General features: G+C 58.4%; 12 protein-coding genes. 10 read left to right on the forward strand and 2 right to left on the reverse strand.

The genetic code is table 11. The features are described from left to right. Positions 1-3 precede the first annotated feature (3 nt). The 9 genes from murD (at position 4) to ftsZ (ending at position 11,078) form a co-directional block, all read left to right on the forward strand. Complete coding sequence (gene murD, locus CMN55_RS14260; RefSeq protein WP_293950484.1) at positions 4-1,392, forward strand: UDP-N-acetylmuramoyl-L-alanine--D-glutamate ligase; 1,389 nt, start codon at positions 4-6, stop codon at positions 1,390-1,392. Continuing rightward, positions 1,389-2,513: a putative lipid II flippase FtsW gene (gene ftsW, locus CMN55_RS14265; protein ID WP_293950485.1), complete on the forward strand. Its 1,125-nt coding sequence runs from the start codon at positions 1,389-1,391 to the stop codon at positions 2,511-2,513. Before murD ends, ftsW begins: the two co-directional genes overlap by 4 nt. Continuing rightward, complete coding sequence (gene murG / locus CMN55_RS14270; RefSeq protein WP_293950486.1) at positions 2,510-3,646, forward strand: undecaprenyldiphospho-muramoylpentapeptide beta-N-acetylglucosaminyltransferase; 1,137 nt, start codon at positions 2,510-2,512, stop codon at positions 3,644-3,646. The genes ftsW and murG overlap by 4 nt, the downstream gene beginning before the upstream one ends. Beyond that, complete coding sequence (gene murC / locus CMN55_RS14275; RefSeq protein WP_293950487.1) at positions 3,643-5,067, forward strand: UDP-N-acetylmuramate--L-alanine ligase; 1,425 nt, start codon at positions 3,643-3,645, stop codon at positions 5,065-5,067. The genes murG and murC overlap by 4 nt, the downstream gene beginning before the upstream one ends. A 4-nt stretch (positions 5,068-5,071) precedes the next feature. After that, positions 5,072-6,025, forward strand: a complete 954-nt coding sequence (gene murB / locus CMN55_RS14280; protein ID WP_293950488.1) for a UDP-N-acetylmuramate dehydrogenase — start codon at positions 5,072-5,074, stop codon at positions 6,023-6,025. After that, complete coding sequence (locus CMN55_RS14285) at positions 6,022-6,930, forward strand: D-alanine--D-alanine ligase (RefSeq protein ID WP_293950489.1); 909 nt, start codon at positions 6,022-6,024, stop codon at positions 6,928-6,930. The genes murB and CMN55_RS14285 overlap by 4 nt, the downstream gene beginning before the upstream one ends. Continuing rightward, positions 6,918-7,967 carry a cell division protein FtsQ/DivIB gene (locus tag CMN55_RS14290; protein ID WP_293950490.1) on the forward strand — a complete coding sequence of 350 codons (1,050 nt, stop codon included), beginning with the start codon at positions 6,918-6,920 and terminating at the stop codon, positions 7,965-7,967. Before CMN55_RS14285 ends, CMN55_RS14290 begins: the two co-directional genes overlap by 13 nt. Before the next feature lie 54 nt (positions 7,968-8,021). Further along, the gene (gene ftsA / locus CMN55_RS14295) at positions 8,022-9,263 is read left to right on the forward strand and encodes a cell division protein FtsA (RefSeq protein WP_293950491.1); all 1,242 of its coding nucleotides are present in this window, start codon (positions 8,022-8,024) and stop codon (positions 9,261-9,263) included. 108 nt (positions 9,264-9,371) lie between these two features. After that, positions 9,372-11,078 carry a cell division protein FtsZ gene (ftsZ, locus tag CMN55_RS14300; RefSeq protein ID WP_293950492.1) on the forward strand — a complete coding sequence of 569 codons (1,707 nt, stop codon included), beginning with the start codon at positions 9,372-9,374 and terminating at the stop codon, positions 11,076-11,078. Between the two features lie 420 nt (positions 11,079-11,498). Here the strand turns inward: ftsZ and hemF are convergent, their stop codons facing one another. Together hemF and CMN55_RS14310 are read right to left on the reverse strand one after the other, a co-directional pair. Continuing rightward, positions 11,499-12,338, reverse strand: a complete 840-nt coding sequence (gene hemF, locus CMN55_RS14305; RefSeq protein ID WP_293950493.1) for an oxygen-dependent coproporphyrinogen oxidase — start codon at positions 12,336-12,338, stop codon at positions 11,499-11,501. Between the two features lie 19 nt (positions 12,339-12,357). Continuing rightward, positions 12,358-12,831 carry a tRNA (cytidine(34)-2'-O)-methyltransferase gene (locus CMN55_RS14310; RefSeq protein WP_293950494.1) on the reverse strand — a complete coding sequence of 158 codons (474 nt, stop codon included), beginning with the start codon at positions 12,829-12,831 and terminating at the stop codon, positions 12,358-12,360. Positions 12,832-12,979: 148 nt separating this feature from the next. Here CMN55_RS14310 and petA point away from each other — a divergent pair, with 148 nt between their 5' ends. Next, positions 12,980-13,507: a ubiquinol-cytochrome c reductase iron-sulfur subunit gene (gene petA, locus CMN55_RS14315; RefSeq protein WP_293950495.1), complete on the forward strand. Its 528-nt coding sequence runs from the start codon at positions 12,980-12,982 to the stop codon at positions 13,505-13,507. Positions 13,508-13,510 lie beyond the last annotated feature (3 nt).

Genomic DNA, 13,510 nt, shown 5'->3' on the forward strand with positions numbered 1-13,510 from the left:
GGAATGATGCAGAGCCACGCATATCAGGACAAAAACATCGCCGTTTTCGGATTGGGCAAGAGCGGTATGGCCACGGCGCGTCAGCTTCACCTTGGCGCGGCGCATGTCTTTGTCTGGGATGATAATGAGGCGCGCCGTCAGGCGGCGGCAGAGGCAGGGCTGACAGTACAGGATCTGACCGATGCGGGGTGGCCGAAGGTGGAGGCGCTGGTCCTCAGCCCCGGGGTGCCATTGACCCATCCAGCGCCGCATCCGGTGGTTGGTGCGGCACGGCGCGCGGGCGCGGCAGTGATTGGCGATGTGGAGATTTTCCTAAATGAAAAGACCGCCGGGCGTCTGATTGGCATTACCGGCACAAATGGAAAATCGACCACGTCCGCCCTGGTCCACCACCTGCTGAAATCGGTGGGGCGGGAAACGGCGCTTGGCGGAAATATCGGGACACCTGTCATGGATCTGCCCGACCTGCCGGAAGAAGGCTGCTATGTGCTGGAGCTATCCTCCTATCAACTTGATCTGACGCCGTCCTGGCGCGCCGATGTGGCGGTACTGCTTAACATCACGCCGGATCATTTGGATCGTCATGGGGACATGACGGGCTATGCCGCTGTCAAAAAACGCATTTTCCAAAATCAGGATGAGGCCGGGATTGCCATCATCAATATTGACGATCCGATGTGCGACTATATCGCTACCAGCCTCGCCATACACGGTCGTGGCAGGATCATCCCAATTTCAACACGCTTTCCGGTGGAGGGCGGGGTAAGTGTTATTGACGGCCGCCTTGAGGACCGATCAGTAGACGATCAATCTTGGACGATGGATATTTCCGGGATCGGTTCCCTGCGCGGCCGTCATAACTGGCAGAATGCGGCGGCTGCCGTTGCTGCTGTGCGCAGTATCGGCCTGACGCCCGATGAAATTCGCGCCGGGCTGAAATCTTTCGGCGGGCTCGCTCATCGGATGGAGGAAGTCGGACGGCTGCGTAACCTGCTGTTTATCAACGATTCCAAAGCGACAAATGCGGAAGCGACGGAAAAGGCCCTCATCAGTTTCGAGAATATTTACTGGATTGCGGGCGGACGTGAAAAAGCAGGCGGAATTACCACACTTCAGCCGCATTTCGGGCGTATCCGCAGGGCGTTCCTGATTGGCGAGGCGGCGGATCATTTCGCCGCGACGCTGAAGGGGCAGACCCCTTTTGAGAAATGCGATGATCTTGGCAATGCCGTGCGGCAGGCCGTGCGCGCCGCCATTGCGGACGGGAAGAAGGACGCGGTTATCCTCCTGTCCCCTGCCGCGGCAAGCTTTGACCAGTTCACCAGCTTCGAGGCGAGGGGCGATGCCTTCCGGGAGGCCGTGCAGAAAGTGATTGCGGAGGAGATGTCATGACCACCTTTACCCGTCTCGACCGTTCCGTGGTCGGTAACTGGTGGTGGACTGTCGACCGTTGGACGCTGTTGGCGGTTGGTGTTTTGATTCTGGCGGGCGGCATGATGGTGCTTGCCGCAAGCCCGGCCATAGCGGCGCGTCTCAATCTTGACAGCTTTCACTTCGTGCGGCGGCAGTTCATGTATCTGCCGATGGCGGCAATCGTGATTTTTCTGATCTCCCTCCTGTCTCCCCTATGGATACGGCGCCTTGCCGTCGTCTGTTTTGCGGTCTTCTCGATATTGACCATTGCGACATTGTTGGTGGGGCCGGAAGTCAAGGGGGCGCATCGCTGGTTGCAGTTTGGCAGCTTCACGTTGCAGCCGACGGAATTTCTAAAACCGTCATTTGCGGTTGTGGCCGCCTGGATGTTCGCGGAGCAGCGACGCAGTGATGAACTGCCGGGCAATCTGATTTCCATGGCGCTGTTTGCTTTTGTCGTTTTCCTGATGCTGATGCAGCCGGATGTTGGCATGACGCTGGTTGTGTGCAGTGTCTGGTTCGCCCAGTTTTTCCTGGCCGGGCTGCCCATCATCTGGGTCGTCATGTTGCTGGTTGTCGGTATTGTCGGCGCTGCCGCCGCCTATGGGTTCTTCCCGCATGTGGCCAGCCGGATCGACCGGTTTCTGGATCCGGCGGGCGGCGGTAACTATCAGATTGACCGCGCCATGGAGGCGTTCCAAACCGGTGGGTTCTTCGGGGTTGGTCCGGGAGACGGATCGGTTAAACGGCAGTTACCCGATGCGCATACGGATTTTATTTTCGCTGTTGTGGGTGAAGAATTCGGCGTCGTTGTTTGTCTGCTGGTCGTGGCGCTGTTTGCGTTCATCGTCTTGCGCGGATTTAGCCGATTACTGGAAGAAAAGAATTTCTTTGTCGTTCTTGCGGCGGCGGGGCTGCTGACTCAGTTCGGCCTTCAGGCCATCATCAATATTGGCGTCAATCTCCGCCTGATGCCGACCAAGGGCATGACATTGCCGTTCATTTCCTATGGCGGTTCCTCCATGTTTGCGCTGGCGCTGCTGATGGGCATGTTGCTGGCGCTGAGCCGCCGCCGTCCGGGAACCGGGGAGCTGCGATGACGGCACAGCGCAACATCATATTGGCAAGTGGCGGCACCGGCGGGCATATCTTTCCCGCCCGCGCTCTCGCCGAAGAGCTGATCTCGCGCGGGTTTTCCGTCACGCTGATGACCGATATGCGCGGTGAAAAATATGAGGAACTGTTTCCCGGCGTCAGTATCGTGCAGGTCAAGGCAGGCTCTCCTTCTGTTCGCGGACTTGCGGCAAAGGTCAGGGCGATTGGTTCCCTTTTGGTCGGGTTTCTGCAATCACGCCGGATTTTACGCCGCCTGAAGCCGATCGCTATGGTCAGCTTTGGCGGATATCCCTCCATGCCGCCCGCCGCGGCAGCGGCGAGCCTTGGCATCCCGCTGCTGCTGCATGAACAGAATGCCGTGTTGGGACGGGTCAACAAGCTGCTGGCGGGCCGGGCCCGATATATTGCTACGTCGTTTGATAATACCGAAAGCCCGGATGAGGATATCACGGACAAGATGATCCATACCGGCAATCCCGTGCGCCGCGCCATTCTTGCCCTGTTCGGTAAGGGATACAGGGCGCCGGAAGCGGGTGGGCCGATCAACCTGCTTATCCTTGGCGGCAGTCAGGGGGCGACCATCCTGTCGGAAATTGTGCCCGCTGCTCTTGCCCAGTTGCCGGAGGATCTGAAGTCACGTCTGCAGGTGACGCAGCAGTGCCGTGTGGAAGATATCGAGCGGGTTCGCGCCCTCTATCAGGAGAGTGGTATCGACGCCTCGCTCGCGCAGTTCTTCCCAAATGTTGCGGAGCTATTGGAGCGCTGTCATCTGGCGATTACCCGTTCCGGCGCGTCAACGCTCTCGGAATTGAGCGTGGCCGGGCGGCCTTCGCTGCTCGTCCCCTATAAGTTTGCGATGGATGACCATCAGCGGAAAAACGGAGAGAAGGCCGTTGCCCGCGGCGCGGCGCGGCTGGTCCTTCAGGATGATTTCACGGTGGAGGAGGCGACGCGCCAGATTGCAGACCTTCTGCGCCGTCCCGATTGCCTGTCCGTTATGGCCACGGCGGCGGCGGCCCTTGGTGAAATTCACGCGGCGGAAAAACTTGCCGATCTGGTGGAGCGGTTTACGCCTGCGAATATTGAGACGAAGAAGACCGGAAAGGCAGCAGCATGAGAACCCTTCCTCTGGATATGGGACTTGTTCATTTCGTCGGGATCGGCGGGATCGGGATGAGTGGCATTGCCGAAGTCATGCATACGCTTGGCTATCAGGTGCAGGGCTCCGACCTGGCTGCTAATGCCAATGTGGAACGGCTGCGCGCCCTCGGCATTACGGTGCATGTGGGGCATGACGCCAGTAATCTGGGCGAGGCGCAGGTAGTGGTCATCTCATCGGCGGTGAAGGCCGATAACCCGGAGGTGCGCGAAGCCCGCAAGCATCTGATCCCCGTGGTGCGCCGCGCAGAAATGCTGGCCGAACTGATGCGTCTCAAATGGGCGATTGCGGTTGGCGGGACCCATGGCAAGACAACCACCACTTCCATGCTGGCGAGCCTGCTGGATGCGGCGGGGATGGAGCCGACGGTCATTAACGGCGGCATTATCAATGCCTATGGCACCAATGCCCGCCTTGGCAAAGGGGAATGGATGGTGGTGGAGGCCGATGAATCCGACGGCAGCTTCACCAAACTTCCGGCAACCATTGCGGTTGTCACCAATATTGACCCGGAACATCTTGATTTCTACGGCACGTTCGACGGGGTGCGCGATGCCTTCAAGACATTTGTTGAGAATATCCCGTTTTACGGCTTCGCGGCGGTCTGTATCGATCATCCGGAAGTGCAGGCCCTGATCGGCCGGATTACCGATCGCCGTCTTATTTCCTACGGGCAATCGCCGCAGGCGGATTACCGGGCCGTCAATGTCCGCTTTGAAGGTGGGAAGGCGCTTTTCGATGTGGAGATTAGCCCCCGCGCCGATGGTCATACGCGGCAGATGAAGGGGTTTGAACTGCCCATGCCGGGCACGCATAATGTTCTGAACGCCCTCAGCGCCATTGCGGTCGGCAAGGAAATGGGCTTCGAGGAAGCGGATATCAAAAAGGGCCTGCGTAATTTCGGCGGGGTGAAACGGCGGTTCACCAAAACCGGCGAGGTGAATGGCGTGACGGTGATTGACGATTATGGTCATCACCCGGTTGAGATCGCCTCTGTCCTCTCTGCGGCGCGTCAGGCCTATGACCAGAAGGTGATTGCCGTTGTCCAGCCGCATCGCTATTCCCGCTTGCGGGACTTGTTCGAGGATTTCTGCACCTGCTTCAATGACGCGGACACGGTGATTGTTGCCGATATCTATGCGGCGGGTGAGGCGCCGATTGAGGGGATCGACAAAGAACATTATGTGGAGGGCCTGCGCGCCCGCGGCCACCGTCATGTCCTCGCCCTTGAGGGACCGGAACATCTCGCCAGAGTGATTGCAGAGAACAGCAACCCCGGCGATGTGGTTGTCTGTCTTGGCGCAGGCTCCATCTCCGCCTGGGCGAATGCTCTTCCGGTGGAGCTGGAAAAGCAATACGCAAAGGAAGGGGCGACCTGAGCGGATGAGTGAGAAAATGCATAAAGCCGCAACTGTGGAAAGCCTGATGGAGCGGATGCCGCCTGTCCGGGGTCGGCTGCGCGCTCATGCGGACCTGTCCAAGGTGACCTGGTTCCAGGTGGGTGGCCCGGCGGATGTCCTGTTCAAGCCGGAGGATGAGGCCGATCTGGCGGAATTTCTCAAAAACCTCCCGCACGATATTCCGGTGCATGTGATCGGTGTCGGCTCTAACCTGCTGGTGCGGGACGGGGGGGTGCGCGGCGTTGTAATCCGGCTCGGTCGGCATTTCGCCAAGATGAACAATGAGGACGGAATATTGACGGTTGGCGCCGGGTCATTTGATGGCCACGTGGCGCGGTTTGCCGCGGATGCGGGGCTGGAAGGGGCTGAGTTCCTGAGTGGTATTCCCGGCTGCATCGGCGGGGGGCTGCGTATGAACGCCGGTGCCTATGGTGCCGATATATCAGATATTTTCCTGTCTGCCGTCGCCTATGACCGGGCAGGTGAGCGTCATGAACTCGGGCCGGAGGATATGGGCTTTTCCTATCGCCACACCACAGTGCCGAAAGACTGGATCTTCACGGAGGCGAGTTTTCAACTGTCGCAGGGTGACCGCGAGGATATCCTTAACCGCATGGCCGATATCTCCCGCAACCGGGAGGAAAGCCAGCCCGTGCGCAGTCGCACCGGTGGTTCCACCTTTGCCAATCCGCCCGGCAAGAAGGCATGGCAGCTTATTGACAGCGTCGGCGGCCGGGGCCTGAAAAAGGGACTGGCGATGATTTCCGACAAGCATTGCAACTTCCTGATCAACACGGGCGGGGCACGGGCGGCCGATCTTGAAGCGCTGGGCGAGGAGATGCGCCGCCGGGTCTTCGCGCGGCATGACACCCTGCTGCGGTGGGAGATTGTCCGCCTTGGAGACGCGGCGAACTGTACGGAAGGAAAGAGACCATGAAACATGTCGCCGTATTGATGGGCGGATGGTCGGCCGAGCGGGAAGTGTCGATCAATAGCGGCCTTGCCTGTACCGAGGCGCTGAAAAAGTCCGGCTATCGGGTAACACCGGTTGATGCGGGGCGGAACATTGCGCAAACGCTGGCCGAGATTCGCCCGGATGTCTGCTTCAATGCGCTGCATGGCCGGTATGGCGAAGATGGATATATTCAGGGTGTGCTGGAAATCATGGGTATTCCCTATACCCATTCCGGCGTACTGGCGTCCGCCCTTGCCATGGATAAGCCGGTTGCGAAAACGCTGTTCAAGGCGGCAGGAATTCCGGTGGCGGATGGCCGGGTTTTCACGCGGCGGGAAATCCAGGACGGCGCGCGTTATGACAAGCCCTATGTTGTCAAACCGTTGAATGAAGGATCCAGCGTTGGCGTTACCATCATTCTTGATGGCGAGAATATGAGCTTGCAGGACCTGCCATGGAGTTTTGGTGAAAAGGTGCTGGTGGAAACTTTCATACCCGGCCGGGAAATACAGGTCGCGGTGATGGGGGATGGGGCCCTTGGCGCTGTCGAAATCCGGCCTCTCGGCCGTTTCTATGATTATGAGGCGAAATATACCGACGGGAAGGCGGAGCATCTGATGCCGGCGCCGCTCGACCCGGAGGATTATGAGGAGGCCCTGCGTCTTGCCCTTCTGGCGCATCGCACGCTTGGTTGCCGCGGCGTCAGCCGTAGCGATTTGCGGTTCGATGACACGGGCGAGGGGCGCGGCAAATTTTACATGTTGGAAACCAATACACAGCCCGGCATGACATCTCTCAGTCTGGTGCCCGAAATCGCGGGGCACTGTGGCATCTCCTTTGAAGAGCTTGTCTGCTGGATCGTGGAGGATGCATCATGCGACAGATAACCATAGACAAGGAAGACAGAGTACTTACCCCGGCGCGTCCGCGTCGGCAGAAGTCAAAGGGCGGGTTCTTCAAGGGCGCTTCCCAGGGCGGCAAGAAAAAGAAAGCCACAGGCCGCAAGGCGGAGCCGCGCTTTTCGACCGAAGGGGCTTTTTCGCGCCTTGGGGGGCTGACCGTCCAGATTACGGACCGTATCACAACGCCGTTCAGAAGCTCAAAGCCGAAAAAAACAGGGCGCCGCAAGCCAGCGCCCGCCTGGCGGAAACCAGCGCTGATCTGTGCGGCCGTGCTGGTTGTGGCCATTGTTATCGGCGGTATCACAAACTTTATGGTGAAATCGGAGCTCATTGCCCACAGCGCAGCCTGGATTGATAAGCAACAGCAGTCGATTGCCGAATTTTTCGGCCTGACCGTGCAGGAAATCAGCGTTGTGGGTCGGGAAAGAACAGAGGCCGGGGATATTCTCCGGGTGCTGGATGTCCGGCGGGGGGACAGTATTCTCGGCGTGGACCCCGAAGCAGCGCGCGAGCGTCTTGAAACGCTGGGATGGGTTGAGGCCGCGTCCGTCATGCGCCGCTATCCCGATGAGATTTTTATCGAGATCACGGAACGGCGGCCCTTTGCCCGCTGGCAACTTGAGGGGCGGACGGGTGTGATTGACCGGACCGGCACTGTTGTATCCAAAGAAGATGAGGCCGCTTTCCGTTATCTGCCAAAGGTGGTTGGCCCCGGCGCAAATGCCCATGCGGCGGAGCTGTTCGATATGTTGGTGCAAACACCGGAGCTGTTCGCCCGGCTGGAAAGCGCCGTGCGGATCCGCGATCGTCGCTGGAATTTGGAATTTGATAAGAACATTACGGTACAATTGCCGGAAAAGGGCGCGCTTGAAGCCTGGCAGGCGCTTGGTCGGCTTCAGACTGAGCAACGAATTCTCGACAAGGATGTCGTTGCCATTGATATGCGGGCCCAGGATCGCCTGTATGTCCGGTTGGGCGAAGGCGCGGCAAATATCCGGCGGGTTGCAGCGCAAGGAAGCTGACGGAATGACGGAAGCGCAGATGGATAAACGAGAGATGGAGCGGGTAGAAGGTTAATGGCGGCGGGACGGAACGGACCTTTAGCGGCACTGGATGTCGGTTCAACGAAAGTATGCTGCTTTGTCGCAACGGAGGAAGCAGGCCGCCTTCGTGTGACCGGCATCGGCCATCAGGTTTCCCGTGGTATCCGGGCTGGGGGCGTCACCAATATGGAGATGGCCGAAGAGGCGATCCGCTCCGCTGTTGATGCGGCGGAGCGCATGGCTGGCGAGACGGTCCGGGAAGTCTATCTTGGTGTCTCCGCAGGCAAGCCCGCATCGCAGACGGTCGATGTGGAAATGTCCATCGGTGGTCAGGAAATTACGGAAAAGGACTTGCAGCGCACGCTGAAGGAAGCACGGGCGAGTTATCAGCCGGATGGGCGCACGGTTATTCATGCGCTGCCGGTCGGCTACACCGTGGATGGTAATCGCGGCATTCGTGATCCGCGCGGCATGTATGGCGAGAATCTGGGGATCAGCATGCATATGGTCTCGCTTCAGAACAGCCATATGCGAAATCTCGCCAATTGTGTGGAACGCTGTCACCTAGGCGTGGCCGGGATGGTGTCCGCATCCTACGCTTCCGGCCTTGCATCCTTGGTGGAAGACGAGATGGATCTGGGCGTCACGGTGATTGATATGGGCGGCGGTTCCACTTCCTTTGCTGTCTTCTATGATGGGGAGATGGTTTATAACGAGGTCATCCCCGTTGGGGGTGGCCATGTCAGCAATGATATTGCGCGCGGGCTGTCCACCACCCTCGCCAATGCGGAGCGGATGAAAACCCTTTATGGCAATGCGTTGGCAAGCCCGGCCGATGAAAAGGAAATCATTGATGTGCCGCTGATCGGTGAAAGTGACCACGATGTCGCCAATCATGTGCCGCGTTCCATGCTGGTGGGCATTATCAAGCCGCGGCTGGAAGAGATACTGGAGCTGGTCAGCGACCGGCTCGTCGCGTCGGGGTACAATAAGGTTGCCGGACGACGCGCTGTGCTGTGCGGCGGTGCTGCGCAACTCTCCGGCGTGCAGGAACTGACCGCGCGGGTTCTCGATAAACAAGTTCGGATGGGTAAACCTATCCGTGTTAAGGGGCTGGCCGATGCGACCGACGGTCCGGCCTTTACGACGGCAGCCGGGCTGCTGTCCTATGCGATCCGGGAAAGATTTGATGACGGGATCAAGATGTCGGTCGTTGAAAAGCCGCCGAAAAGTCGGCTTTTACGGGTTGGAACCTGGTTCAAGGAGAATTTTTAGACAAAATTTTTGCTGAAAATTAGTCAATATGTAAGAAGTGGGGTTTCATTAACCACAATATTTGGTATTAATTATGTGTTCGTCAGCGTCTTTAAGGAGGAGAGTACCGTGAGTATCAATTTGTCAGTACCGGAGCAAACAGAACTGAAGCCAAAGATCCTTGTCCTGGGCGTTGGAGGAGCTGGTGGTAACGCGGTAAACAACATGATCTCCGCCGAGTTGCAGGGGGTCGAATTCGTTGTCGCCAATACGGATGCGCAGGCTTTGCGGCAGAGTTTGGCAGAGCATCGTATTCAACTGGGAGCTGAGCTGACGGAAGGCCTTGGCGCTGGATCAAAACCGCAAATCGGTGCGGCTGCTGCGGAAGAAACGCTCGACGAAATTGCCGGTCACCTTGATGGCGTTCATATGTGTTTTATCACGGCCGGAATGGGCGGTGGTACAGGCACGGGCGCGGCCCCGGTCGTGGCGCGGCTGGCGCGCGAAAAAGGCATCCTGACGGTTGGCGTTGTAACAAAACCCTTCCAGTTTGAGGGCAATCACCGGATGCGGATTGCGGATGCGGGGATCGAAGAACTGCAACGCTATGTCGATACGCTGATTATCATCCCGAACCAGAATCTGTTCCGCGTCGCCAATGAAAAGACGACATTTGCTGATGCATTCAACATGGCCGATGAAGTGCTGCATTCCGGCGTTCGCGGCGTAACCGATCTGATGGTCATGCCGGGTCTGATCAACCTTGACTTCGCTGACGTCAACACGGTGATGAGCGAAATGGGCAAGGCAATGATGGGCACCGGGGAGGCCAGCGGCGAGAACCGGGCGATCGAGGCGGCGGAAGCCGCGATTTCCAACCCACTGCTCGATGATGTTTCCATGAAGGGCGCGCGCGGCGTTCTCATTAACATCACCGGCGGGATGGATCTCACCCTGTATGAGCTGGATGAGGCCGCGAACCGCATTCGCGAGGAAGTCGATCCGGAAGCCAACATCATTGTCGGATCCACGTTCGATACGCAGATGGAAGGCAGCATGCGCGTTTCCGTCGTCGCAACCGGCATTGACGCGCTGGAAGTTCAGAAAGCGAATTCCCCGAATGTTATGTCCCTTCGGCCCACCAAGGGGGAAGGTAAAGCGGCTTCCGGAATCTCAGGCGGGGCAAGCGATGGGGCATCTGGACCGATGATTCCGGCCGTTGCCGCGGTCTCCGCCTCCGGTTTCGGTGCCAGCATTCCTGGCGGTAATTTCTCTGGTCAGCCGGTTGCTCAGGCATCTGGGGCAACGGAAGGCTCTGACAAGCTGGAAATGGGCGCAACTTCCCTCGATACGACCTCCATGAGCGGCAATCTTGCCATCGACCGGGAGCGTGATTTGCTGTCCGAGATTGATGTGGAGATGGAAGAGAGCGATCAGGAACTGGCGGAAGCCGAGGGCCGGGACAGCCCCTTTAAGGCGCCGCCCGCTATTCGTGTCGACAAGAGCCCGGAAAAACTTCTTAATCCCGACGCTCAGCAGGTGGCATCGGAAGTGACCGAGAGCAAAACCAGAAAACGCGGCCCGAGCCTGTTTGAGCGGATGACGGGCGTCAGCCGTTCCTTCCGCAAGGACAGCCCGAAAGAGGAGGCGTCCGCGCCGGTCCGCCGGGAGCCGGTCACGAGCCGGACAGCGCCGCCGATGGCCACGCCCACTACTCCCGCGCCGCAAGGCCAGCCGGTACGCAAGGAAGCTTCCGCTTCGGTCAAGATTGATCAGAAGCAGGAAGATGAGGATCTACTGGATATCCCGGCCTTCCTGCGCCGTCAGGCCAACTGAATTGATGAGGGACGGCCGGGCCCTGCCCGGTCCCCGCACTCACAGAAGATCAATAAATAGATAAAGAAAAGGCGTGAAACCGGAAAGTTTCACGCCTTTTGCTTTTACTCAGCGGTTGCCCGCAAGCTACTCGTCTGTATTTTTCCGCGTCAGCAGGAGAGGGGCAGATGTCCGTTTACATGCAGTCGCAGCCGTGACAGGGTTTCCCCGGCATTGCGGATCCTGCAAAGGACTCCCGCATATTCCGTATGGTTGCCGCTACCAAGGCTATCAGGCTGTATCTGTATCTGATCATCGTACTAATCCTCAAAATGAATTCGCGATCACACATGAATGATACACCGCCACCAGCATGGTCCCAAGTAAAAGAAATGTGCGCGGCGTCACAGCTTTGCATCAAATCGGAGCGATCTGGTCGGGTTACGGCCATTTCACCTCTGGCGGCAACGACATCAGGATGGCTTCGGTATTGCCCCCGGTTTTCAGGCCAAAGGTGGTCCCGCGGTCATAAAGCAGGTTGAACTCGACATAACGGCCCCGGCGGCGGAGTTGGTGCTCGCGCTGCTCCTGGGTCCATTCACGGTTCATATGGCGGCGGACAATCTCAGGGTAGATATCGCGGAACGCCCTGCCAACATCCTGAGTGAAGGCAAAATCCTTTTCCCAGTCGGTTTCCAGCCGGTCATAGAAAATGCCGCCGACGCCACGGGGCTCGTTGCGATGGGGCAGGAAAAAATATTCGTCACACCATTTTTTGAAGCGGGGATAGTAGTCGGCATCATGCCGGTCGCAGGCGTCTTTAAGCGCGGCATGAAAATCCTGCGTATCCTGATCATCGGGATACATGGGCGTCAGATCCGCGCCGCCGCCGAACCAATGGCTGGCGGTGATGATATGACGGGTATTCATATGCACCGCCGGGACGAGGGGGGACTGCATATGGGCGACCAGGGAAATCCCGCTCGCCCAGAAGCGCCCGTCTTTATCGGTTCCGGGGATGGCATTCCGGAATTCTTCGGAAAATTCGCCATGGACAGTAGAGATATTGACGCCGACCTTTTCGAAGACACGCCCCCGCATGACGGACATCTCGCCGCCGCCGCCGCCCGGTCGCTCCCATTCCGTCACCTCGAAGCGGCCTGGCGCGCGATCGCTGAGCGGCCCGGCGAGCTGGTCTTCCAGCGCCTCGAAGGAAGTGCGAATCTGATCTCTCAAGTCACGGAACCAACTGGCCGCGCGTGTTTTTTGTGTGTCCGTCATGTCATTCTTCACTGAAATTTTATGTCTGGGTTGCCGGGGCCTGTTGCGGGAAGCCATTGGTCTGCCGGAGGGCCTCTCCCAGCACCATGGCGGCGGAGATCGCTACATTGATGGACCTGAGGCCAGGAGACATCGGAATGAGAAGGCGACTGTCGGCGGCGTCATGCACCTCGGGCGGGACGCCAGCACTCTCCCGGCCCAGCAGCAGAATATCCGATTCTGTGAATGTAAATTCGGTATAAGGCATTTCGGCCCGCGTGGTGAGCAGGATGAGTCGTTTTCCGGCATTTGTTTTGCGGAATTCCGGCCATGAAACATGGCGTATGACATCCGCCGCCGCCCCGTAATCCATGAGGGCGCGCTTCATGTCGCGCGCGCCGAAAGGGAAGCCGCAGGGCTCTATAATATCCATGGAAACGCCCAGGCAAGCACCCAATCTGAGCAGGGTTCCCACGTTCGGCGCGATGTCCGGCTGATAAAGTGCAAGTCGCATATTGCCGTTGTAATGGCAGTGATGTAACAAATACAGCGAAAACCGCGCTTTATTGTCGCAAGCATCACCTTCGGGCTGGACAATACGGCCGTAAAATGACAAAAAGCGGTCGCAATAGAATTATTTTAATTAGGCTTTGGGGAAACAAATGACGACAACCACCCCTGAAGAGGAGAACGGCGTCAAGCGCCGTGATTTTCTTTATATTGCAGCCGGCGGCCTTGGTGCCGTGGGGACGGCGGCGGCTATCTGGCCGTTTATCTCGCAAATGAACCCATCCGCGGACGTTCTGGCGCTCTCGACGACGGAAGCTGATCTCAGCGGTATCGAAGTCGGCTCGGAACTGACAGTGGTCTGGCAGGGCAAGCCGATTTTCGTGCGGCACCGCACTGAACAGGACATCGCCAGCGCGGAGGATGTGGATCTCGCCACGCTGCCGGATCCGCAGCCGGATTCGGAACGGGTCATCAAGCCGGAGTGGCTGGTCATGATCGGTATCTGTACCCATTTGGGCTGCGTCCCGCTCAAGGGCCAGGGGGATTACGGGGGATGGTTCTGCCCCTGCCACGGATCGCATTATGACACGTCCGGACGTATTCGAAAGGGACCGGCACCGGCCAATCTGGTGATCCCGCCTTACGAATTCCTCGACGATAATAATATCAAGATTGGGTAGGGG

It is taken from the genome of Sneathiella sp., from assembly GCF_002694385.1.
GTDB lineage: Bacteria > Pseudomonadota > Alphaproteobacteria > Sneathiellales > Sneathiellaceae > Sneathiella.

Bases quoted from the DNA above. Each gene is read 5' to 3' on its own strand.
- murD (WP_293950484.1), top strand. From the start codon at position 4: ATGATGCAGAGCCACGCATATCAGGACAAAAACATCGCCGTTTTCGGA.
- ftsW (WP_293950485.1), top strand. From the start codon at position 1,389: ATGACCACCTTTACCCGTCTCGACCGTTCCGTGGTCGGTAACTGGTGG.
- murG (WP_293950486.1), top strand. From the start codon at position 2,510: ATGACGGCACAGCGCAACATCATATTGGCAAGTGGCGGCACCGGCGGG.
- murC (WP_293950487.1), top strand. From the start codon at position 3,643: ATGAGAACCCTTCCTCTGGATATGGGACTTGTTCATTTCGTCGGGATC.
- murB (WP_293950488.1), top strand. From the start codon at position 5,072: ATGAGTGAGAAAATGCATAAAGCCGCAACTGTGGAAAGCCTGATGGAG.
- CMN55_RS14285 (WP_293950489.1), top strand. From the start codon at position 6,022: ATGAAACATGTCGCCGTATTGATGGGCGGATGGTCGGCCGAGCGGGAA.
- CMN55_RS14290 (WP_293950490.1), top strand. From the start codon at position 6,918: ATGCGACAGATAACCATAGACAAGGAAGACAGAGTACTTACCCCGGCG.
- ftsA (WP_293950491.1), top strand. From the start codon at position 8,022: ATGGCGGCGGGACGGAACGGACCTTTAGCGGCACTGGATGTCGGTTCA.
- hemF (WP_293950493.1), bottom strand. From the start codon at position 12,338: ATGACGGACACACAAAAAACACGCGCGGCCAGTTGGTTCCGTGACTTG.
- CMN55_RS14310 (WP_293950494.1), bottom strand. From the start codon at position 12,831: ATGCGACTTGCACTTTATCAGCCGGACATCGCGCCGAACGTGGGAACC.
- petA (WP_293950495.1), top strand. From the start codon at position 12,980: ATGACGACAACCACCCCTGAAGAGGAGAACGGCGTCAAGCGCCGTGAT.